Below are 16,049 nucleotides of genomic sequence, written 5' to 3' on the forward strand. Positions count from 1 at the left end.
AGCTTCCGGCGGCGCTCTTATACACCAGGAGGCAAGATGACTGGAGCTCCCACCCGTACCCTGGCCGACCTGAGGATCAGCCCCATTGGGCTGGGAGGTAATGTCTTCGGCTGGACGGCCGATGAGACGACCTCCTTCCAGGTGCTGGACGCATACCTGGACGGTGGCGGGAACCTCGTCGACACTGCTGACGGATACTCCTACTGGGCTCCTGGGAATTCAGGAGGGGAGTCGGAGACCGTGATCGGTGCCTGGCTCGCCTCGCGTCCTGTCCGTGAGCGCGTGGTTCTGGCCACGAAGGTCTCCACTAAGCCCGACCGTCCGGGGCTGAGCGCGGATAACATCCGCCGGGCGCTGAAGGAGTCGCTGTCGCGGCTGCGTACCGACGTCATTGATATCTACTACGCCCACTTCGATGATGAGTCGACTCCGTTGGAGGAGACCGTCGACGCCTTTGAAGAGGCCCGACTTGCCGGCAGGATCCGGCATGTGGGGCTGTCCAACTACACGCCTGAGCGTATCCGGCAGTGGTTCGCCATCGCTGACGCTCACGGGTGCGCTCGGCCCGTCGTGCTTCAGCCTCACTACAACCTGCTCCACCGAGGCGACGTCGAAGGCCCGGGTGCCAGGGGGCAGGTGGCGGCCGAGCTCGGTATGGGGCTCATGCCCTACTTCGCTCTGGCCGCCGGTTTTCTCACGGGGAAGTACCGTCGGGACGAGCCGATCAGTGGTGAGAGGGCTGGAATGGTCGCCGACTACCAGCGGCCCGAGTGCTATGACGTCGTTGAGACTGTCGCCAGGGTGGCGGCGGATCACGGGGTGGAACCGGCAGCCGTGGCTCTGGCCTGGCTGCGCGACCGTCCCGGTGTCATCGCTCCGTTGGCCTCAGCACGTGATCTCAACCAGCTGCGGCCGATTGTGGAGGCGCTGACCCTCGAGATCAGCGAGGATGAGACCCGGGCTCTCACCCGGGTCTCCGATGCCGCGCGTTCCTGACCCGCTGCAGGGTCGGCCGGCGCTTACAGGGTGCGCCTGCCCAGAACGTAACGGCGACTGTATCCGTCGGAGAGGTCGGTGATGGTGACGCGAACCAGGCCGGCCTCATCGACGCGGTAGTGCTCCTGAATCCGCGGACCGTGATCGCGCCGCTCCACCGAGTAGGTCCTCAGCTCCTCGTCATCGACGTCCCGCAGGGAGGCGTCGAAGGGGAAGACGATGTCCTGGTAGGGGGCGATCTCGCCGCGGGGCTCACCGCCTTCGTCGACACCGGCGCACTCCACGAAGCGGTACCAGCCGATGTTGTGCGCCGCGTCGTACTCGCGGGTCAGCACCGTGCCTTCCCGACCCCCGGGCGAGGCCTGGACGGACTCGGGGCTCAGAATCGAGTCGAAGGTGAGGCGATGGCCGCCGTCGGCCTCGCGGAAGACACCGAAGCCCCGTGAGAGCCGGTCGGTCAGGTCGTAGTCGCTGGTGCGGTCCGCCGCGATCGCCAGGCCGATGGCGGTGGAGGCCCCGGGGTAGGGGGAGCGGTGAACCCGACGCCCGAAGCGCTCCCGCAGGAGCCTGGGTACCAGAGGAAGACCGGAGGCGCCGCCAACCAGGTAGACGCCGGCGATGTCGGTCAAGTCCGGGCTCCCGTCGTCCATCCTGCCGACCAGAGGGGCCATCGTGGCCAAGGACCGCTCAATGAGCGGCGTGCAGGCCGTGTACAGGTCAGACACCGGCAGAACGACGTCCTGGCCTCTGAGGATGATGAGCACCCGACGGCTCTGAGGGGTCAGGTGCTCCTTGGCGTCGCGGCACTGGTCCAGTAGGTCGTCGAGCTCGGTGGGGGAGAGGTCCTCCTCGGTGATGCCCGCCCGGCTCAGGGCCATCGTGGCAATGAGCAGGTCGACATCGTCCCCGCCCAGGTCTCCCAGCCCGTGAGAGGCCAGCACCTCGTGAGACGTGCCGACGACGTCGACCAGTGAGGTGTCGAAGGTGCCACCGCCCAGGTCGTAGACCAGGACCCGGGTGCGCCTGGAGGAGACGGTGGTCGCCTTGCGGTGGGTGTACTCGAATCCGGCTGCACTGGGCTCGTTGAGCATGGCGGCGATGCGGAAACCGGCCTGCTGGAAGGCCTCAAGAGTCAGAAGACGCTGCGCCCCGTAGGCGTGGGCGGGCACGGCGACCACCACGCGGGCGCGGGTGATGTCGATGCCCCGATCAGCGAGCTCGGACGTCAGGTGACGGAGGTAGCTGGTGAGAACCTCCAAAACGGAGAAGGTTTTGTCTCCCAGCCGTACCGGCGTCGAAGCGGTCAACGTGGGGGAGGCCAGGACCCGCTTGAGGCTGCGCAGCAACGGAGCGCCCTGGTGAGCTGCCCGCCTGGCGGCGAAACCGTGAACGAGCGTCCCCTCGTGCAGCGCTGTCAGCGAGGGGATGAAGTCGTGCTCGTCGCCGTGCTCATCGGTGAAGCTGATAATGGGATAGTTCCCCCGGTCAGCACGTGCCACGACGGTACGTGTCGTCCCCAGGTCGATTCCCAGATCGATGTCTGTTGCTGACTCTTGGTCGATCCCCTGGTCGGGGAGGGTGCCGCTGCCGATGCTGTCCAGGCTCTTCGTCGTGTCCGCTGCCATGCAGTGACCCTATCGTGACGGGCCCTTCCTTCCGGGGTAAGCCACCATGTTGAGAAGTACTTGTGGAACGTGACAATTTGCTCAGCGGTTTTGCCCCGAAGGTGGGACGAAAGACCGTGTTGCTGGGGAGCGGGCATGACGCGCTTATGAGACCTGGGGAACCAGTGCGAGCCTCGTATGCGATCGGTTAGGCAGCAGGGGGGTCGGCGGGTAACAATACTGGTGGGTTGCGCTCACGCGACCTGGACCTCCGCAGCCGTCTGCCAGGGCGGTCGAGAGGGTCAGCCAGATCTCCCATCGGGAACGGTATGAGCACCATTCTCTTCCTCGTGATCGTTGTCGTCGTGACGGCTCTCGTCTTCGACTTCACGAACGGTTTCCACGACTCGTCCAATGCGATGGCGACGTCGGTGGCGACAGGCGCCTTCACACCCAGAAGAGCGGTTCTGGTCGCCGCCGTGCTCAACGTCATCGGCGCCTGCCTGTCGACCGAGGTCTCCAAGACGATCTCGCACGGGATGTTCGACGACACGGTGATCGAGGCGGCGCCGGCCATGATCTTCGCTGGTCTGGCCGGCGCCATCCTGTGGAACCTGGCGACCTGGTTGTTCGGGCTGCCGTCGTCCTCGTCCCACGCGCTGTTCGGAGGACTCATCGGAGCGGTCGTGGTGGCAGCCGGGGTCCAAGGAGTCCACTGGGGGACGGTGATCTCCAAGATCATCCTGCCCGCCGTCATCGCACCGGTCGTGGCCGGAGTGGCGGCAGCCCTGGCCACGGCCCTGGCCTACCGCATCGCGCATCCGACCAACCCGTACTCCGAGAGGCTCTTCCGTAACAGCCAACGGGTCACCGCATCATTGGTGGCGCTGTCTCATGGCACCTCTGATGGGCAGAAGACCATGGGGGTCATCACGCTGGTGCTGGTGGCTGGTGGCTACCAGGAGGCCGGTACCGGGCCCCACTGGTGGGTCATCGCCGCAGCGGGCCTCGCCATCGGCCTGGGCACCTACTCGGGCGGGTGGCGCATCATGCGCACCATGGGGCGTGGGCTGGTGCATGTCGAGGCTCCGCAGGGCTTCGCCTCCGAGACCGCCTCGACGGTGGCGATCCTGGCCTCCTCCCATCTTGGTTTTGCGCTGTCCACCACCCACATCTGCACCGGGTCGATCCTGGGTTCCGGGATCGGCCGGGGCACCAAGGTGTCCTGGAGGACTGCCGGCAAGATGGGGATCGCATGGCTGGTAACGCTTCCGTGTTCGGGCCTGGTGGGGGCCGCCACGTCCTATGTCGCGGTCAAGGGCGGCGTGCCGGGCACGATCGCTGTCATCTGCCTGCTCATCCTGGGGGCCCTGGCCATCATTCGGCAGGCGAGCCACAACCGGGTGGATTTCTCCAACGTCAATGACGCCTCCGAGGTCGTTGTCGTCAAGCAGGATCCGGCACTGGGACGTGAGCCGAGGACGCTGGACGAGGTGCGCTCCGAGATTGTCAATGGCGTGACGGACCAGGACAGTACGCATCGGATGACGACAGGATCCATGGCATGACCGGTATGGCGATCGACTGGGGCTCACTGGGGCTGGTGGCGTCAGTGACGGTGCTGGGAACCGTCTTCATCCTCACCATCTGCTCGCTGGCGGCCCGTATGCTGGCCACCGTGCACGCCAAGCACGAGGCCGGCGAGGTCGAGGGGGTACGTCAGGCTCAGGTCCTGGCGGGTGTCTTCATCACCATTGCCGCCGTGATCGCGTTGTTCGGTCTGTGGCTCATCGTCCCGTACTTCCACTGAGAACCGCCTCGGAGCATGACAGTGGTCCTGCTAACATCCCTTCGTGACTGAGGACCTCAAGCGCCTGTCCCAAGAGGCTATTGCCGCATCCGCGGTGGCCGATGACCCGGACTATCCCTGCTTCCATGTTGTCCCGCCGGTGGGGCGACTCAACGATCCCAACGGGCTGCTCGTCGACGGCGACACCTACCATGCCTTCTACCAGCTCAGCCCCTTCCATCCCCACCGCAAGCTGGTCTACTGGGGCCACTCCTCCTCGACGGACCTGCTGCACTGGCGCCACCACGCCCCTGCCGTCATCCCGGACTCCTCCTACGACCTCAGTGGTGCGTATTCCGGTAACGCGATCGTGCTGGAGGGCCATGAGGTCGATGCCGCTCCTGCTCGGGCTCCGTTCCAGCTGTTCTACACCGGCAACCTCAAGGACCCGGTGACCGACGAGCGCACCGCCAGTCAGTGCCTGGTGACCAGCGGCGACCTGACCGACTTCGCCAAGTGGCCCGGAAATCCGCTTATCCCCGCCCACGCCGAGGGCTACACGTCCCACTACCGTGACCCGCAGGTCTTCCGGGATCCTGACCGGCCGGGGGAGTACCGCATGCTCATCGGGGTCCAGCGCGCCGATGAGACCGGCGCCGCCGTCCTGTACCGTTCCCGGGACCTGGTCTCCTGGGAGCTGGAGGGGGAGCTGAGCTTTCCCGGCGCGGGAGGCGCCTTCGATGCCTTCGGGTACATGTGGGAGTGCCCCGGCCTGGTGAGGCTGAAGGATGAGGACACCGGTGAGGACTGGGACGTTCTCATCTGGTGCCCGCAGGGCATCATCCCCGACCGGGAGGGCTTTGAGAACATCTTCCCCTGCGTCTACACGGTGGGGCACCTCGCGGGCACTGAGCTGCGAGACACCGGCGGGGTCTTCCACGAGGTCGACCGGGGCTTCGAGTTCTACGCCCCTCAGGTCTTCGCCCGTCGTCCATCCGAGCCGGGGCCGGTCCTGCTGACCGGGTGGGCGGGCAACGCCTCTGAGGACGATCAGCCCTCCATCGAGACCGGGCAGTGGGTCCACGCCCTGACCATGCCTCGGATGCTGAGTCTCAAGGCGGGCCGACTCATCCAGTGCCCCGCAGCCTCACTGCCGTATGACGCCGGGGAACCGGCTCTTGTGGGTGAGTGCGTGAAGGCGGGCCTCTACGAGATCGATGAGCTCAGCGGGCACCGCAGCTGGCAGCTGCGCCTGGAGGCGGATGCTGAGCAGACCACGGGGCCGTGGGGACTGCAGATCGGCTCGGATGCCTCGCACGTGGACATCACCCTGGATCGGCAGGTGCTGCGGGTGGACCGCTCCACCTCCCGCTACGCCCAGCACGGATCGGTGCGCAGCGTGACGCTCCCTGAAGGGTGTGCGCCGGTGCTGGAGGTCATTCACGACCGATCGCTGACTGAGGTTTTCGTCGGTGACGGGGCATTGGTCCTCACGCTGCGCAGCTTCGTCGACGTCAACGGCACGGGAGCACGGCTGATGGTGGACGGGGACCTTGCGCTGACGGCCGGCAGCACGAGGACATTCGCACCGTCCTGACGCCTTCCCGGCCTCGCGTCGCTGTGGGAGCAAAGAGCTCCTGAGCAGGGAGAAGGCGGGGAATAGATCCGGGCCCTTCTCTCCGGTTGCAGGGTGCTCTAACTCACTGTAATGTGACGATCGATTGACATAGGTGTGGCTGCAGGGAGTCAGCGATGATCCCGACCGTTGGGTTTCCCCGTCCTCCCAGGTGCTGCGGTCCCATCACGAGAAAGGAAACCCCCGGGTGGCAATGGATCACGCCCGCGTGGCGAAGGACGTCCTGACGTACGTCGGTGGCGCCGATAACATTAACGCAGCAGCGCACTGTGCAACGCGTCTGCGTCTTGTCCTCAATGACATGGACAAGGTCGACCAGAAGGCTCTCGACAAGGATCCCGACCTCAAGGGCACCTTCATCGCGGGCGGCATGTTCCAGATCATCGTTGGCCCCGGAGACGTCGACCTCGTCTTCTCCGAGATGATCCGAACCGGAGGGGTTAAGGAGGTCTCCAAGGACGAGGCCAAGGAGCAGGCCGCCAAGGGCGGCAACCCGCTATCCCGCTTCATCAAGACCATCGCGGACATCTTCGTTCCGATTCTTCCCGCCCTTATTGCCGGCGGTCTCATGATGGCCCTCAACAATGTTCTGACCGCCCAGGGGCTCTTCGGTGACCAGGCGTTGACGGAGCGCTGGGGCTGGCTCAAGGACTACGCGGCCCTCATCAACATGATCTCGGCGTCGGCCTTCGCCTTCCTGCCGGTACTCGTGGGCTACTCGGCGACCAAGCGCTTCGGTGGCAACGTCTATCTCGGTGCCGCTATGGGTGCGGCCATGGTCTCAACATCGTTGTTGTCCGCCTACAGCATGTCCGACCCGGAGGCGGCGGCGAAGTTCTGGGAGTACACGGGGGAGTCGTCGACCTGGTCCCTGTTCGGGCTGGAGGTAGCCAAGATCGGCTACCAGGCCATGGTCATCCCGGTGCTGTGCGTGGCGTGGATCCTGTCCGTGGTGGAGAAGTGGCTTCACAAGCGGTTATCTGGAACCGCTGACTTCCTGCTGACGCCGCTGTTCACCATGCTGGTGACTGGGTTCCTCACCTTCATCGTCGTTGGACCGCTCACCCGTGAGCTGTCGATCTGGATCACGGACGGTCTGGACTGGCTGTACAACACGGCGGGTCCCGTGGGTGGTTTCCTCTTCGGCATCGTCTACTCCCCGATCGTGGTCACCGGTCTTCACCAGTCCTTCCCGGCGGTGGAGCTGCCGCTCATCGCTGACAAGGCCAGTACCGGTGGGTCCTTCATCTTCCCGATCGCCTCCATGGCGAATGTCGCTCAGGGTGCCGTGGCTCTGGCCGTGTTCCTCAAGACCCGTGACGCCAAGATGAAGGGGCTCGCAGGAGCCGGTGGTGTTTCCGCGCTCTTCGGTATCACCGAGCCCGCCATCTTCGGTGTCAATCTTCGACTGCGCTGGCCCTTCTTCATCGGAATGGGGGCAGCCGGTATCGGAGGCATCCTGGTGTCCCTGCTCGACCTGCGCACGCACTCCCTGGGGGCTGCGGGAATGGTGGGCTTCGTGTCGATGCGGACAACGGACATCCCCAAGTACCTCGCCGTGGAGGTGTTCACCATCATCATTGCCTTCGCCGCCGCCTACGCCTACGCCTCAACCCGCGGTAAGGCCTCCCTGGCCGGCGATGACGTCGACGCCGATGAGGCCGCCCTGGAGGCCGAGGCCATGGCCGAGCACGCCGAGACCGTCGAGCTGCCCGCTGAGGCCACTGAGGACTTCACCGTCACCGCTCCGATCCAGGGACGTGCGATCCCGCTGTCCGAGGTGGAGGACCAGACCTTCGCCTCAGGCATGCTCGGTCCGGGCATGGCCATTGCACCCGCCGAGGGGCCGGTCGTCTCCCCGGTCGACGGCGAGGTCCTCGTGGCCTTCCCGACCGGTCACGCCTACGGCCTACGATCCGCCAGTGGAGTCGAGCTGCTCATTCACGTTGGCATGGACACCGTCCAGCTCGAGGGCAAGCACTTCAGCCCCAAGGTTAAGGCCGGCGACAAGGTTCTGCGGGGCATGCCGCTGGTGGACGTCGACTGGGCCGCCGTCGGAGCCGCCGGCTACCAGACCGTCACCCCGATCGTCGTTTCCAACGCCCAGGGCTACGAGGGGATCGAGGAGCACGGTGCTGGAACGATTCACCGAGGTGATGCGCTCTTCGACGTCGTGCGCAAGGCCGATGACCCCGGTGCCGACACAACGGATGTTCAGGCCGACGCCGCTCAGGCCAAAGCCTGATCCAGTCAAGGATCGTCCGTGATTCGGATGCTCGTGGGCCCCGACCTGGATGGTCGGAGCCCACGAGCATCGTCAACGGATCACTAGGCGGTACGGCCGGGCAGCAGCTTCACCGGCATGGGGGAGGGGGCCTGCAGGTCCTCCACCCCGGGACCACCCGACTGCGTGCTCTGCGCGGAGACAGCGGTGGCCGAGTCGATCCGCTTCAGGAGCAGGTCGACTGCTGCCCGTGCCAGCTTGGTGATGGGTTGCTGGATCGTGGTCAGCGCCGGCAGGGCATGCCGCATGGCGACCGTCCCGTCGAAGCCGATCACCTTGAAGTCGTCCGGAATCCTCAGATCGCGCTGGGCCGCCCACTCCATCACTTGCGCGGCAGCCAGATCGTCAGTGGCGAAGACCGCGTCGACGTCGTCGACCACGAGGTCGAGCCGTTCGCGGATGAGACGGGGGCGCTCACTATTGGGGGTGTTGAAGTCGACGGTCAGGACCACCGGGTCGATACCTGCCTGCTGGAGCACCTGGCGGTATCCCTTCTCCCGCAGGTTGTGGATTCCAGTGCGAGACGTCAGCAGGGCCGGACGGCGCGCCCCCCGCTTGAGCAGGTGCTCGGCGGCAAGCCGACCGCCGGCTTCGTTGTCGCAGCGGACATTGGGGACGATGGGGGAGAGGTCCCGGTCCACGCTGACCAGGGGCAGGTGAATCGAGCTGTAGTCGGCCAGACCATCATTGTGGGCGCTGGAGATGATGCCATCGACCCGGTGGGAGACGAGCAGGTCGAGGTACTCGCGCTCCCGATCCGCCTTGCCCATGGAGTTGCAGACGAAGGTCCGGTAGCCGCGCTCTGCGAGAAAGTCCTCGACATGCTCGGTCAGCTCGCCGAAGAAGGGCAAAGCCACGGTGGGGACGATCAGGCCGATCGAATGCGTCGACTTGCCGTGCAGCGCGCGGGCGATCTGATTGGGGCGGTAGTTGAGCTGAGCGATCGCCTCAGCCACCCGCTCCCGTGTCTCTTGGGAGAGGTAGCCGCGGTTGTTGAGTACGCGGGAGACTGTCGTCAGCGAGACGCCTGCAGCCTGGGCGACATCGGCCAGTGTGGGTTCGCGGTGTGACTCCACGAGTGGGTCCTCGAGCTCCTTCAGTCGGTCACGGTGAGTGCGATCTGCCGCCAAGCATATGCCTCGAGGGGGTCATTACCCAACTGACCTGCGTAAACGTGGGTGGAAGTGTTACGCGCTGGGCAGGATCTCGGCGTAGAAGGAGATCATGGCGCGGGCCATCCGGGCGTGTCCGGCGTCGTCGGGGTGGATCTGGTCGATGGCCAGCCGGTCCTCGTCGCCGTTGATGGCCGTGCTTAAGGCATCGGTCGAGGTCAGACCCAGGGACGTGGCCTTCTCATGGACGAGACGGCGGATGGCCTGGAAGCGTGGGCCGAACTCCAGGGAGGGGAAGTAGGGGGCGATGATGACCGGCGCGCCCCGCAGGCGTGTGGAGATGAAGCTGAGGTCATGGTCGATCGCCTGCTCGACCAGCTCACGCTGAGAGGGGAGGAAGGCGGCGTCGTTCAGGCCCAGGCTGATCGTGACGACGTCGGGCTCGCAACGCAGGACCGCCTCCAGCCAGGTGGTGTCACGGCACGACGGTGAGCGTTGCCCGCCGGGCAGGTGGCCCCCACGTCGTGCGAAGAAGCCCAGGCCGTCCGCCGCCAGGTTCACTTCCCGCCACCGCTGATGCTCACACACGAGCGAGGTCCAGCGATTACGAGGATGGCTCAGGGCTCGCCAACCGGTGGTGATGGAGTCACCGAGGAAGACAGCAGTGGGGAAGTGGTCGGAGTGCGGGATCGTGGACACGGCTACCGACTGTAGTTCTCCATGCCGGGAGGAGCCAGCGCTGCTCAGCGGTCATCGCGTGAACCGCTCTGGCCCTCGCTGTCCTTGGGTGCGTCCTGTTCGGTCAGGACACCGTCGTGCATCGCCAGGACCCGATCGCATACGGGAAGCAGCCGCTCGTCATGAGTGACCATCACCGTGGCCTTGCCCAGCTCGTGGGTCTGGTCCGCAAGCAGATGAGCGACGTCCTGAGCCCGTCGGGTGTCCAGGGAGGCCGTGGGCTCATCGGCCAGGATGATGTCCGGGTCGTGGTAGAGCGCCACCGCGATGGCGGCGCGCTGACGCTCGCCCCCGGAGAGCTTGGAGGGGTAGGCGTGGGCGCGCTTCGTGATGCCGAGTGAGTCCAGCAGATGGTCCCGTCGGTCGGTGTCGCCCTGCGTTCGTGCCGCTCGGTCGTGCAGGCTGAACTGGTCGTTGAGCCTGAGGAAGGGCACCAGCCCCGAGGCCTGGAGGACGAAGCCGATGCGCCGAAGTCGGAGCCTGGCCCGCTGCTTCTCCGGCAGGCTGGAGAAGGGCTGACCGGAGATTGTCACGGTGCCACTCGAGGGAGTGCGCAGGCCGCCCATGATGGTCAGGAGCGTGGACTTCCCGGAGCCTGAGGGCCCCAGGATCCCCACCAGCTCGCCAGCGCGCAGCGTGAGGTCCGTGCTGCGCAGGGCGTGAACGGTCTCATCGCCCTGACGGTAGTCGCGGGTCACCGTCTCCAGGGACATGACCGGGGTTGCCGCTCCACTTGCTGCTGCTGATGCGGTCATGAGATGGCCTCCACGGGATCGATGCGGGAGATGACCCGGACGGAGATGAAGCCTCCGATGACGGAGATGGCGATGAATGCCGTGACGATGAGCAGGTCCAGGACGGCGGAGATTCTGAAGGGCACGGCGCGGGGGAGGACCAGGGACGTCGCCATCGTCAGAAGCAGGCCGATGCCGATGCCGGCTACCGACAGCACGAGGGTCTGGGCGCATCCGGAGCGGATGAGGTAGCCGGTGGGGACGCCGCGGGCTTTGAGGATGCCCAGGACCGGTCTCTTCTGCAGCGTCAGCACGTAGATGAAGATGCCCAGAACCGTGGAGGCGATGATGATGAGTGAGCCGATCATGAGGCTGAAGGTGAGGACCTGGGCCGAGTAGCCGGGGAGCGTGCGAACAAGCTCCTCGGTGGTGAGGATCGTCAGTCCTGCGTCCTTGGCGGACTGCGTGGCCTTGCTGTCGGCGGTCAGGTCGGAGGTGAAGACGACGGCGGAGACGGCGGGGGACAGGCTGGTGGGGCCGTGCTGGCGCAAGGCCCGGCTGTCCATGGTCACCACGGGAGCCGCCTGGAAGGTGGTGTCATGGGTGAACCCGACGACGGTCCAGTCGTGGTCAGAGCCCAGCAGCCGGAGCGTGTCACCAACCGCGAGTCCCTTGGCCTTCAGCGAGTCGTCGACGAGGACCTCGCTATCGGGGGTGGAGATCGCCCGCCCGTCGGCCACAGGCGGACTGAGCTGTCCGTCCAGATCGATTCCGAAGGCGAAAACGTCCTCACGCAGCGCCTCACCATCCTCGTCCTTGACGTCTGGTGCCTGGGCAACAGCGGCCGTGCTCATCAGGGCGGAGGCCGTGGTTCCGTTGTCCTTGGCCAGGGCCGTGGCCGCTTTCAGTTGCTTGTCGCTCAGACGGGAGGCGGAGAGGTTCTCGTTGGAGGCGTCCGTGACGGCGACGCTGGCGGTGTTCCAGCCGTCGATGCCGGCGCGATAACGGTGGGCGAGGCCCACAGCCAAGGAGGCCAAGAAAAATGTGAGGTAGGCCACCAGGGTGATGACGGAGATGATGAGCGTGAAGCGCACGGGTTCGTGGCGGATCTCGCGCAGCGCGAGGAACATGGGGCTCCCTGAGGGATAGTCGGCAGCGGGCCGGCTGGCGCACTCCGTGAAGGCTACATGCCGCGTGAGGTTCGCGAGGTCGAGGGGCCGGGGGTAGCGCTCGTCTGAGGGGTGGCGACCAGGCAGGACGCCCGGATCCTGACGCCCAGATCCTGCCGCGTGTCGTGGGAGAGCGTCGCGACAGCGAGAATGACATAATGTGCATTATCGGTGTTCGGTGAGTGGGGCTGGTTCTGAGGAAGACCTCGTGCGCGGCATCATGTCTGGGACATCCGGTCGGCTGCGACGTCAGGCAGTCCGGCACAATTGTGTGTGTGACTGGAAGGACTGCTGGAAACAACCCCGCCGATGCGCATGACGTGATCCGTGTCGTCGGGGCTCGTGAGAACAACTTGCGCAGTGTCGACGTCGTCATCCCCAAGCGCAGGCTGACGGTCTTCACCGGCGTGTCGGGCTCAGGCAAGAGCTCGCTCGTCTTCGCCACGATCGCCGCCGAGTCGCGCCGTCTGGTCAATGAGACCTACCCGGCTTTCGTTCAGGGCTTCATGGACGTCGGCGCGCGTCCCGACGTCGACCGTCTGGAAGGGCTGACGCCGGCGATCACTGTGGACCAGGAGCGCCTGGGATCCAACCCGCGTTCAACCCTCGGTACCGTCAGCGACGTCGGAGCCCTGCTGAGAGTCCTGTACTCGACGCACGGCGCGCCCCACATCGGCTCACCTCAGGCTTTCGCCTTCAACGTCCCTTCCGTCACCGGTGGCGGTGCACTCACCACACAGCGCGGCAACCGCAAGATCGTCGAGCGCAAGACATTCACCGTTCAAGGCGGGATGTGCCCGGCCTGCGAAGGCATGGGTCAAGTCTCAGACATCGATCTGACGCAGGTGCTCGATGAGACGCTCTCCCTGAAAGACGGGGCGATCACCGTCCCCGGATACTCAGCCGGCGGCTGGCAGGTGCGCAGCTTCACTGACTCCGGTCTCTTCCCGCCAGACGTGCCGGTAGCCGCCTTCACGCCCCAGCAGCGAGACGATCTGCTCTACAAGGAGCCCACGAAGATCAAGGTCGGCGGCATCAATGTGACTTACGAGGGACTCGTCCCGAGAATACGACGGTCGATCCTGTCCAAGGAACCACAGGCACTGCAGCCTCATATTCGCTCATTCGTGGAACGGGCCGTCGTCTTCGGGACCTGCCCGCAGTGCCATGGAACCCGTTTGTCCGAGCCCGCCCGCACCTGTTTGATCGACGGAACATCCATTGCTGATGCCTGCGCGATGCAGATCTCGGATCTGGTGCAGTGGATCACTCGCCTTCAGGGAATTCTGACCGATGCAGCTCCCCTGCTGGACAATCTGAAACACATGTTGGAGGCTTTTGTACGCATTGGACTGGGCTATCTGTCACTGGACCGTCCGGCCTCGACCCTCTCGGGCGGCGAGGCCCAGCGCACCAAGCTCGTGCGTCACCTGAGCTCGGCCCTCACCGACGTCACCTACGTCTTCGACGAGCCCAGTATCGGACTGCACCCGCACGACCTCCATCAGATGAATGAGCTGCTGCTGTCACTACGGGACAAAGGAAACACCGTGCTCGTCATCGAGCACAAACCTGAGACCATCTCAATCGGCGACCATGCGGTGGACATGGGGCCGGGAGCAGGAACCCGAGGAGGCCGGATCTGCTTCGAAGGAACGGTCGAGCAGCTGCGCGGCTCCGACACTCTTACCGGACGCCACCTGGTGGACCGAGTGCGGATCAAGAACAGCCACCGCTCCCCCACGGGAAGAATCGAGATTCGCGGCGCCAGCACGAACAATCTTCGCGACATCGACGTCGATATTCCCCTGGGAGTTCTCAGCGTCATCACTGGAGTCGCCGGATCCGGCAAGTCGAGCCTCATCCACGGCCACCTCTCCCCCATCGACGGCGTGGTGACGGTCGACCAGGCACCGATCAAAGGCTCCAGGCGCTCGAATACCGCCACCTACACCGGACTGCTCGACCCTGTTCGCAAAGCCTTTGCCACAGCCAATAAGGACAAGGGTGCGAAACCTGCGCATTTCTCGGCGAACTCAGACGGGGCCTGTCCGGTGTGTGGCGGAACGGGAATCATAGAGACGCAGTTGGGCTTCATGGAGACTGTGGAGTCCCAATGCCAGGCCTGTGAAGGGCGCCGTTTCAAGGACGAGGTGCTCGCCTACCGCCTCGCTGGATGCAGCATCGCCGATGTCCTGGACATGAGCGTCGAGGCGGCGCTGGCCTTCTTTTCTCAGGGTGAGGCTCGTGTCCCCGCGGCCACCAGGATCCTGTCACGACTGACGGATGTGGGGCTCGGTTACCTCCACCTCGGCCAGGCCCTGACCACCTTGTCCGGTGGTGAGCGTCAGCGGCTCAAGCTCGCCGTCCACCTGAGCCAGGAAGGCCGCATCATCGTGCTCGATGAGCCGACCGTCGGACTGCACCCGGCCGACATCGAGGCCATGCTGATGCTCTTGGACCGCCTCGTGGACGGCGGCCGCACCGTCGTCGTCATTGAGCATCACCAGGCGGTGATGGCGCACGCCGACTGGATCATCGACCTCGGCCCTGGAGCGGGCCATGACGGCGGCCGGGTCGTGTTCACCGGAACGCCGGCGCAGATGGTGGCGGAGCGAAGCACACTGACGGGGCAGTACCTTGCCCGGTACGTCGAGGAGGATAACGACCATGCCCCCGAGTGAGGCGCAGGATGATGGACGTGCCGACGCGGCACGTCCCTACCGAATCCGTCCGGCAACGATGGCGGACTCCCCCGCGATCCGCCAAATCCGCAACGCCGCCGTGCGCGAGTCCCTGGCCATCTGGACCAGCATTGAGCAGGACCACGCTGGGGCCGAGGCCTGGCTGGCGCCCATGGTGCAGCGCGGAACCGCTCTCGTCGCCCACGTCAGCGGTGAGCCGCAGGACGTCGTCGGCTTCGCGGTGGCCGGTCCCTGGCACTCCTACGAGGGCTACGCCCGCACCGTTGAGGACTCGATCTACCTGAGCCCTGCGGCGCAAGGCAAGGGACTTGGTGCCAGGCTCCTCGCCGCCCTCATCGAGGCCTCACGGCGGGCCGGGGACCGCACGATGATCGCTCTCATCGAGGCGGGTAACGCCACCTCGGTGCGCCTGCACGAGCGCTATGGTTTCACCACTGTCGGCACTGTCCCGCAGGCCGGCGAGAAACATGGTCAGATCCTCGACCTGACCCTCATGAGCCGTTGCCTGAAAGGACCCACCGTGTGCGACAACCAGAACGAGCCCTCTGACAGCCTCCGGTGGGTCAACGCCAACCAGTCCATCGAGCTTCAGCCCGAGGAACCGGCCGTCACCCAGTGGCGGGTCAGCGCCACCGACGAGCTCGTGGCGCACCTGCTGAGCCTGGTCGGCACGCCCCAGGGGCGGCCGGCGATCATCGCTGTCGACGGGCGAGGTGGATCGGGCAAGACCACGCTCACTACGGCGCTGACCGCAGCCGTCCCCGGCGCACAAGCCTTCCACCTGGACGATCTCATCTGGAATGAGCCGCTCTACGACTGGGACCAGCTGTACGTCGACACCCTGACCCAGCTGCGGGAAGCCGGAAGCCTCGACCTGGTCCCGGACAAGTGGCGCGAGCACGGACGCGAAGGTTCCATCCGGATCCCGGCCGGCTCTCCCCTGGTCATCGTCGAGGGGACCGGGGCGGGCCTGGCCGCAGTGCGCAGCCTCATTGATGCGCACGTATGGGTCCAGACCGGCGACGACGTCGCTGAGAGCCGCGGCATCAAGCGGGATATCGCCGAGGGAGTCAACGGCGACGCCGAGGAGTCGGTGCGTTTCTGGCACTGGTGGATGGCCGGCGAGCGCCTCTTCTTCGCCAAGGACCGTCCCTGGCAGCGTGCTGACGTCATCGTCTCCGGTGACGCCCCCACCGGTGTGGGCCCAGGAGAGATCGCCTGGACTCCCGGGCCGCTCCTGGCCGGCTGAGGCGCGCAGCCGCCCGCCGCTCAGACTGGGCTC

Annotated in this window: 12 protein-coding genes; 7 read left to right on the forward strand and 5 right to left on the reverse strand. The window is 65.7% G+C overall.

Annotation, left to right across the window (positions count from 1 at the left end):
• Positions 1 to 36 precede the first annotated feature (36 nt).
• The gene (locus HW274_RS06345; RefSeq protein ID WP_185989505.1) at positions 37 to 996 is read left to right on the forward strand and encodes an aldo/keto reductase; all 960 of its coding nucleotides are present in this window, start codon (positions 37 to 39) and stop codon (positions 994 to 996) included.
• Between the two features lie 23 nt (positions 997 to 1,019).
• On the opposite strand, the gene HW274_RS06350 is transcribed toward HW274_RS06345, so the two are convergent.
• Positions 1,020 to 2,621 (reverse strand): Hsp70 family protein, encoded by a 1,602-nt coding sequence (locus tag HW274_RS06350; RefSeq protein WP_185989506.1) that lies wholly within the window; start codon positions 2,619 to 2,621, stop codon positions 1,020 to 1,022.
• Positions 2,622 to 2,929: 308 nt separating this feature from the next.
• On the opposite strand from HW274_RS06350, the gene HW274_RS06355 reads away from it, so the two are divergent.
• The 4 genes from HW274_RS06355 (at position 2,930) to HW274_RS06370 (ending at position 8,270) form a co-directional block, all read left to right on the forward strand.
• On the forward strand, positions 2,930 to 4,168 hold the full coding sequence (locus HW274_RS06355; RefSeq protein ID WP_185989507.1) for an inorganic phosphate transporter: 1,239 nt from the start codon (positions 2,930 to 2,932) through the stop codon (positions 4,166 to 4,168).
• The gene (locus tag HW274_RS06360; RefSeq protein WP_185989508.1) at positions 4,165 to 4,410 is read left to right on the forward strand and encodes a hypothetical protein; all 246 of its coding nucleotides are present in this window, start codon (positions 4,165 to 4,167) and stop codon (positions 4,408 to 4,410) included. The genes HW274_RS06355 and HW274_RS06360 overlap by 4 nt, the downstream gene beginning before the upstream one ends.
• A 43-nt stretch (positions 4,411 to 4,453) precedes the next feature.
• On the forward strand, positions 4,454 to 5,986 hold the full coding sequence (locus HW274_RS06365) for a GH32 C-terminal domain-containing protein (RefSeq protein ID WP_185989509.1): 1,533 nt from the start codon (positions 4,454 to 4,456) through the stop codon (positions 5,984 to 5,986).
• Between the two features lie 232 nt (positions 5,987 to 6,218).
• Positions 6,219 to 8,270, forward strand: a complete 2,052-nt coding sequence (locus tag HW274_RS06370) for a sucrose-specific PTS transporter subunit IIBC (RefSeq protein ID WP_185989579.1) — start codon at positions 6,219 to 6,221, stop codon at positions 8,268 to 8,270.
• Positions 8,271 to 8,353: 83 nt separating this feature from the next.
• Here the strand turns inward: HW274_RS06370 and HW274_RS06375 are convergent, their stop codons facing one another.
• From HW274_RS06375 to HW274_RS06390, 4 genes are all read right to left on the reverse strand, one after another.
• Entirely contained in the window at positions 8,354 to 9,385 is a 1,032-nt protein-coding gene (locus HW274_RS06375; protein ID WP_185989510.1) for a LacI family DNA-binding transcriptional regulator, read from the reverse strand.
• Positions 9,386 to 9,496: 111 nt separating this feature from the next.
• Complete coding sequence (locus tag HW274_RS06380; protein ID WP_185989511.1) at positions 9,497 to 10,120, reverse strand: SGNH/GDSL hydrolase family protein; 624 nt, start codon at positions 10,118 to 10,120, stop codon at positions 9,497 to 9,499.
• Between the two features lie 44 nt (positions 10,121 to 10,164).
• Positions 10,165 to 10,914 (reverse strand): ABC transporter ATP-binding protein, encoded by a 750-nt coding sequence (locus tag HW274_RS06385; RefSeq protein WP_260679217.1) that lies wholly within the window; start codon positions 10,912 to 10,914, stop codon positions 10,165 to 10,167.
• The gene (locus HW274_RS06390) at positions 10,911 to 12,023 is read right to left on the reverse strand and encodes an ABC transporter permease (RefSeq protein WP_185989512.1); all 1,113 of its coding nucleotides are present in this window, start codon (positions 12,021 to 12,023) and stop codon (positions 10,911 to 10,913) included. The genes HW274_RS06385 and HW274_RS06390 overlap by 4 nt, the downstream gene beginning before the upstream one ends.
• Before the next feature lie 314 nt (positions 12,024 to 12,337).
• Here HW274_RS06390 and HW274_RS06395 point away from each other — a divergent pair, with 314 nt between their 5' ends.
• On the forward strand, positions 12,338 to 14,746 hold the full coding sequence (locus HW274_RS06395) for an excinuclease ABC subunit UvrA (protein WP_185989513.1): 2,409 nt from the start codon (positions 12,338 to 12,340) through the stop codon (positions 14,744 to 14,746).
• The gene (locus HW274_RS06400) at positions 14,733 to 16,016 is read left to right on the forward strand and encodes a GNAT family N-acetyltransferase (RefSeq protein WP_185989514.1); all 1,284 of its coding nucleotides are present in this window, start codon (positions 14,733 to 14,735) and stop codon (positions 16,014 to 16,016) included. The genes HW274_RS06395 and HW274_RS06400 overlap by 14 nt, the downstream gene beginning before the upstream one ends.
• Positions 16,017 to 16,049 lie beyond the last annotated feature (33 nt).

The organism is Actinomyces sp. oral taxon 169, assembly GCF_013394715.1.
In the GTDB taxonomy this organism is placed as follows: Bacteria; Actinomycetota; Actinomycetes; order Actinomycetales; family Actinomycetaceae; genus Actinomyces.

What these genes read in the sequence shown, in the direction of transcription:
- HW274_RS06370 (WP_185989579.1), top strand. Translation starts at nt 6,219, where the DNA reads ATGGATCACGCCCGCGTGGCGAAGGACGTCCTGACGTACGTCGGTGGC.
- HW274_RS06360 (WP_185989508.1), top strand. Translation starts at nt 4,165, where the DNA reads ATGACCGGTATGGCGATCGACTGGGGCTCACTGGGGCTGGTGGCGTCA.
- HW274_RS06400 (WP_185989514.1), top strand. Translation starts at nt 14,733, where the DNA reads ATGCCCCCGAGTGAGGCGCAGGATGATGGACGTGCCGACGCGGCACGT.
- HW274_RS06345 (WP_185989505.1), top strand. Translation starts at nt 37, where the DNA reads ATGACTGGAGCTCCCACCCGTACCCTGGCCGACCTGAGGATCAGCCCC.
- HW274_RS06355 (WP_185989507.1), top strand. Translation starts at nt 2,930, where the DNA reads ATGAGCACCATTCTCTTCCTCGTGATCGTTGTCGTCGTGACGGCTCTC.
- HW274_RS06350 (WP_185989506.1), bottom strand. Translation starts at nt 2,621, where the DNA reads ATGGCAGCGGACACGACGAAGAGCCTGGACAGCATCGGCAGCGGCACC.
- HW274_RS06385 (WP_260679217.1), bottom strand. Translation starts at nt 10,914, where the DNA reads ATGACCGCATCAGCAGCAGCAAGTGGAGCGGCAACCCCGGTCATGTCC.
- HW274_RS06390 (WP_185989512.1), bottom strand. Translation starts at nt 12,023, where the DNA reads ATGTTCCTCGCGCTGCGCGAGATCCGCCACGAACCCGTGCGCTTCACG.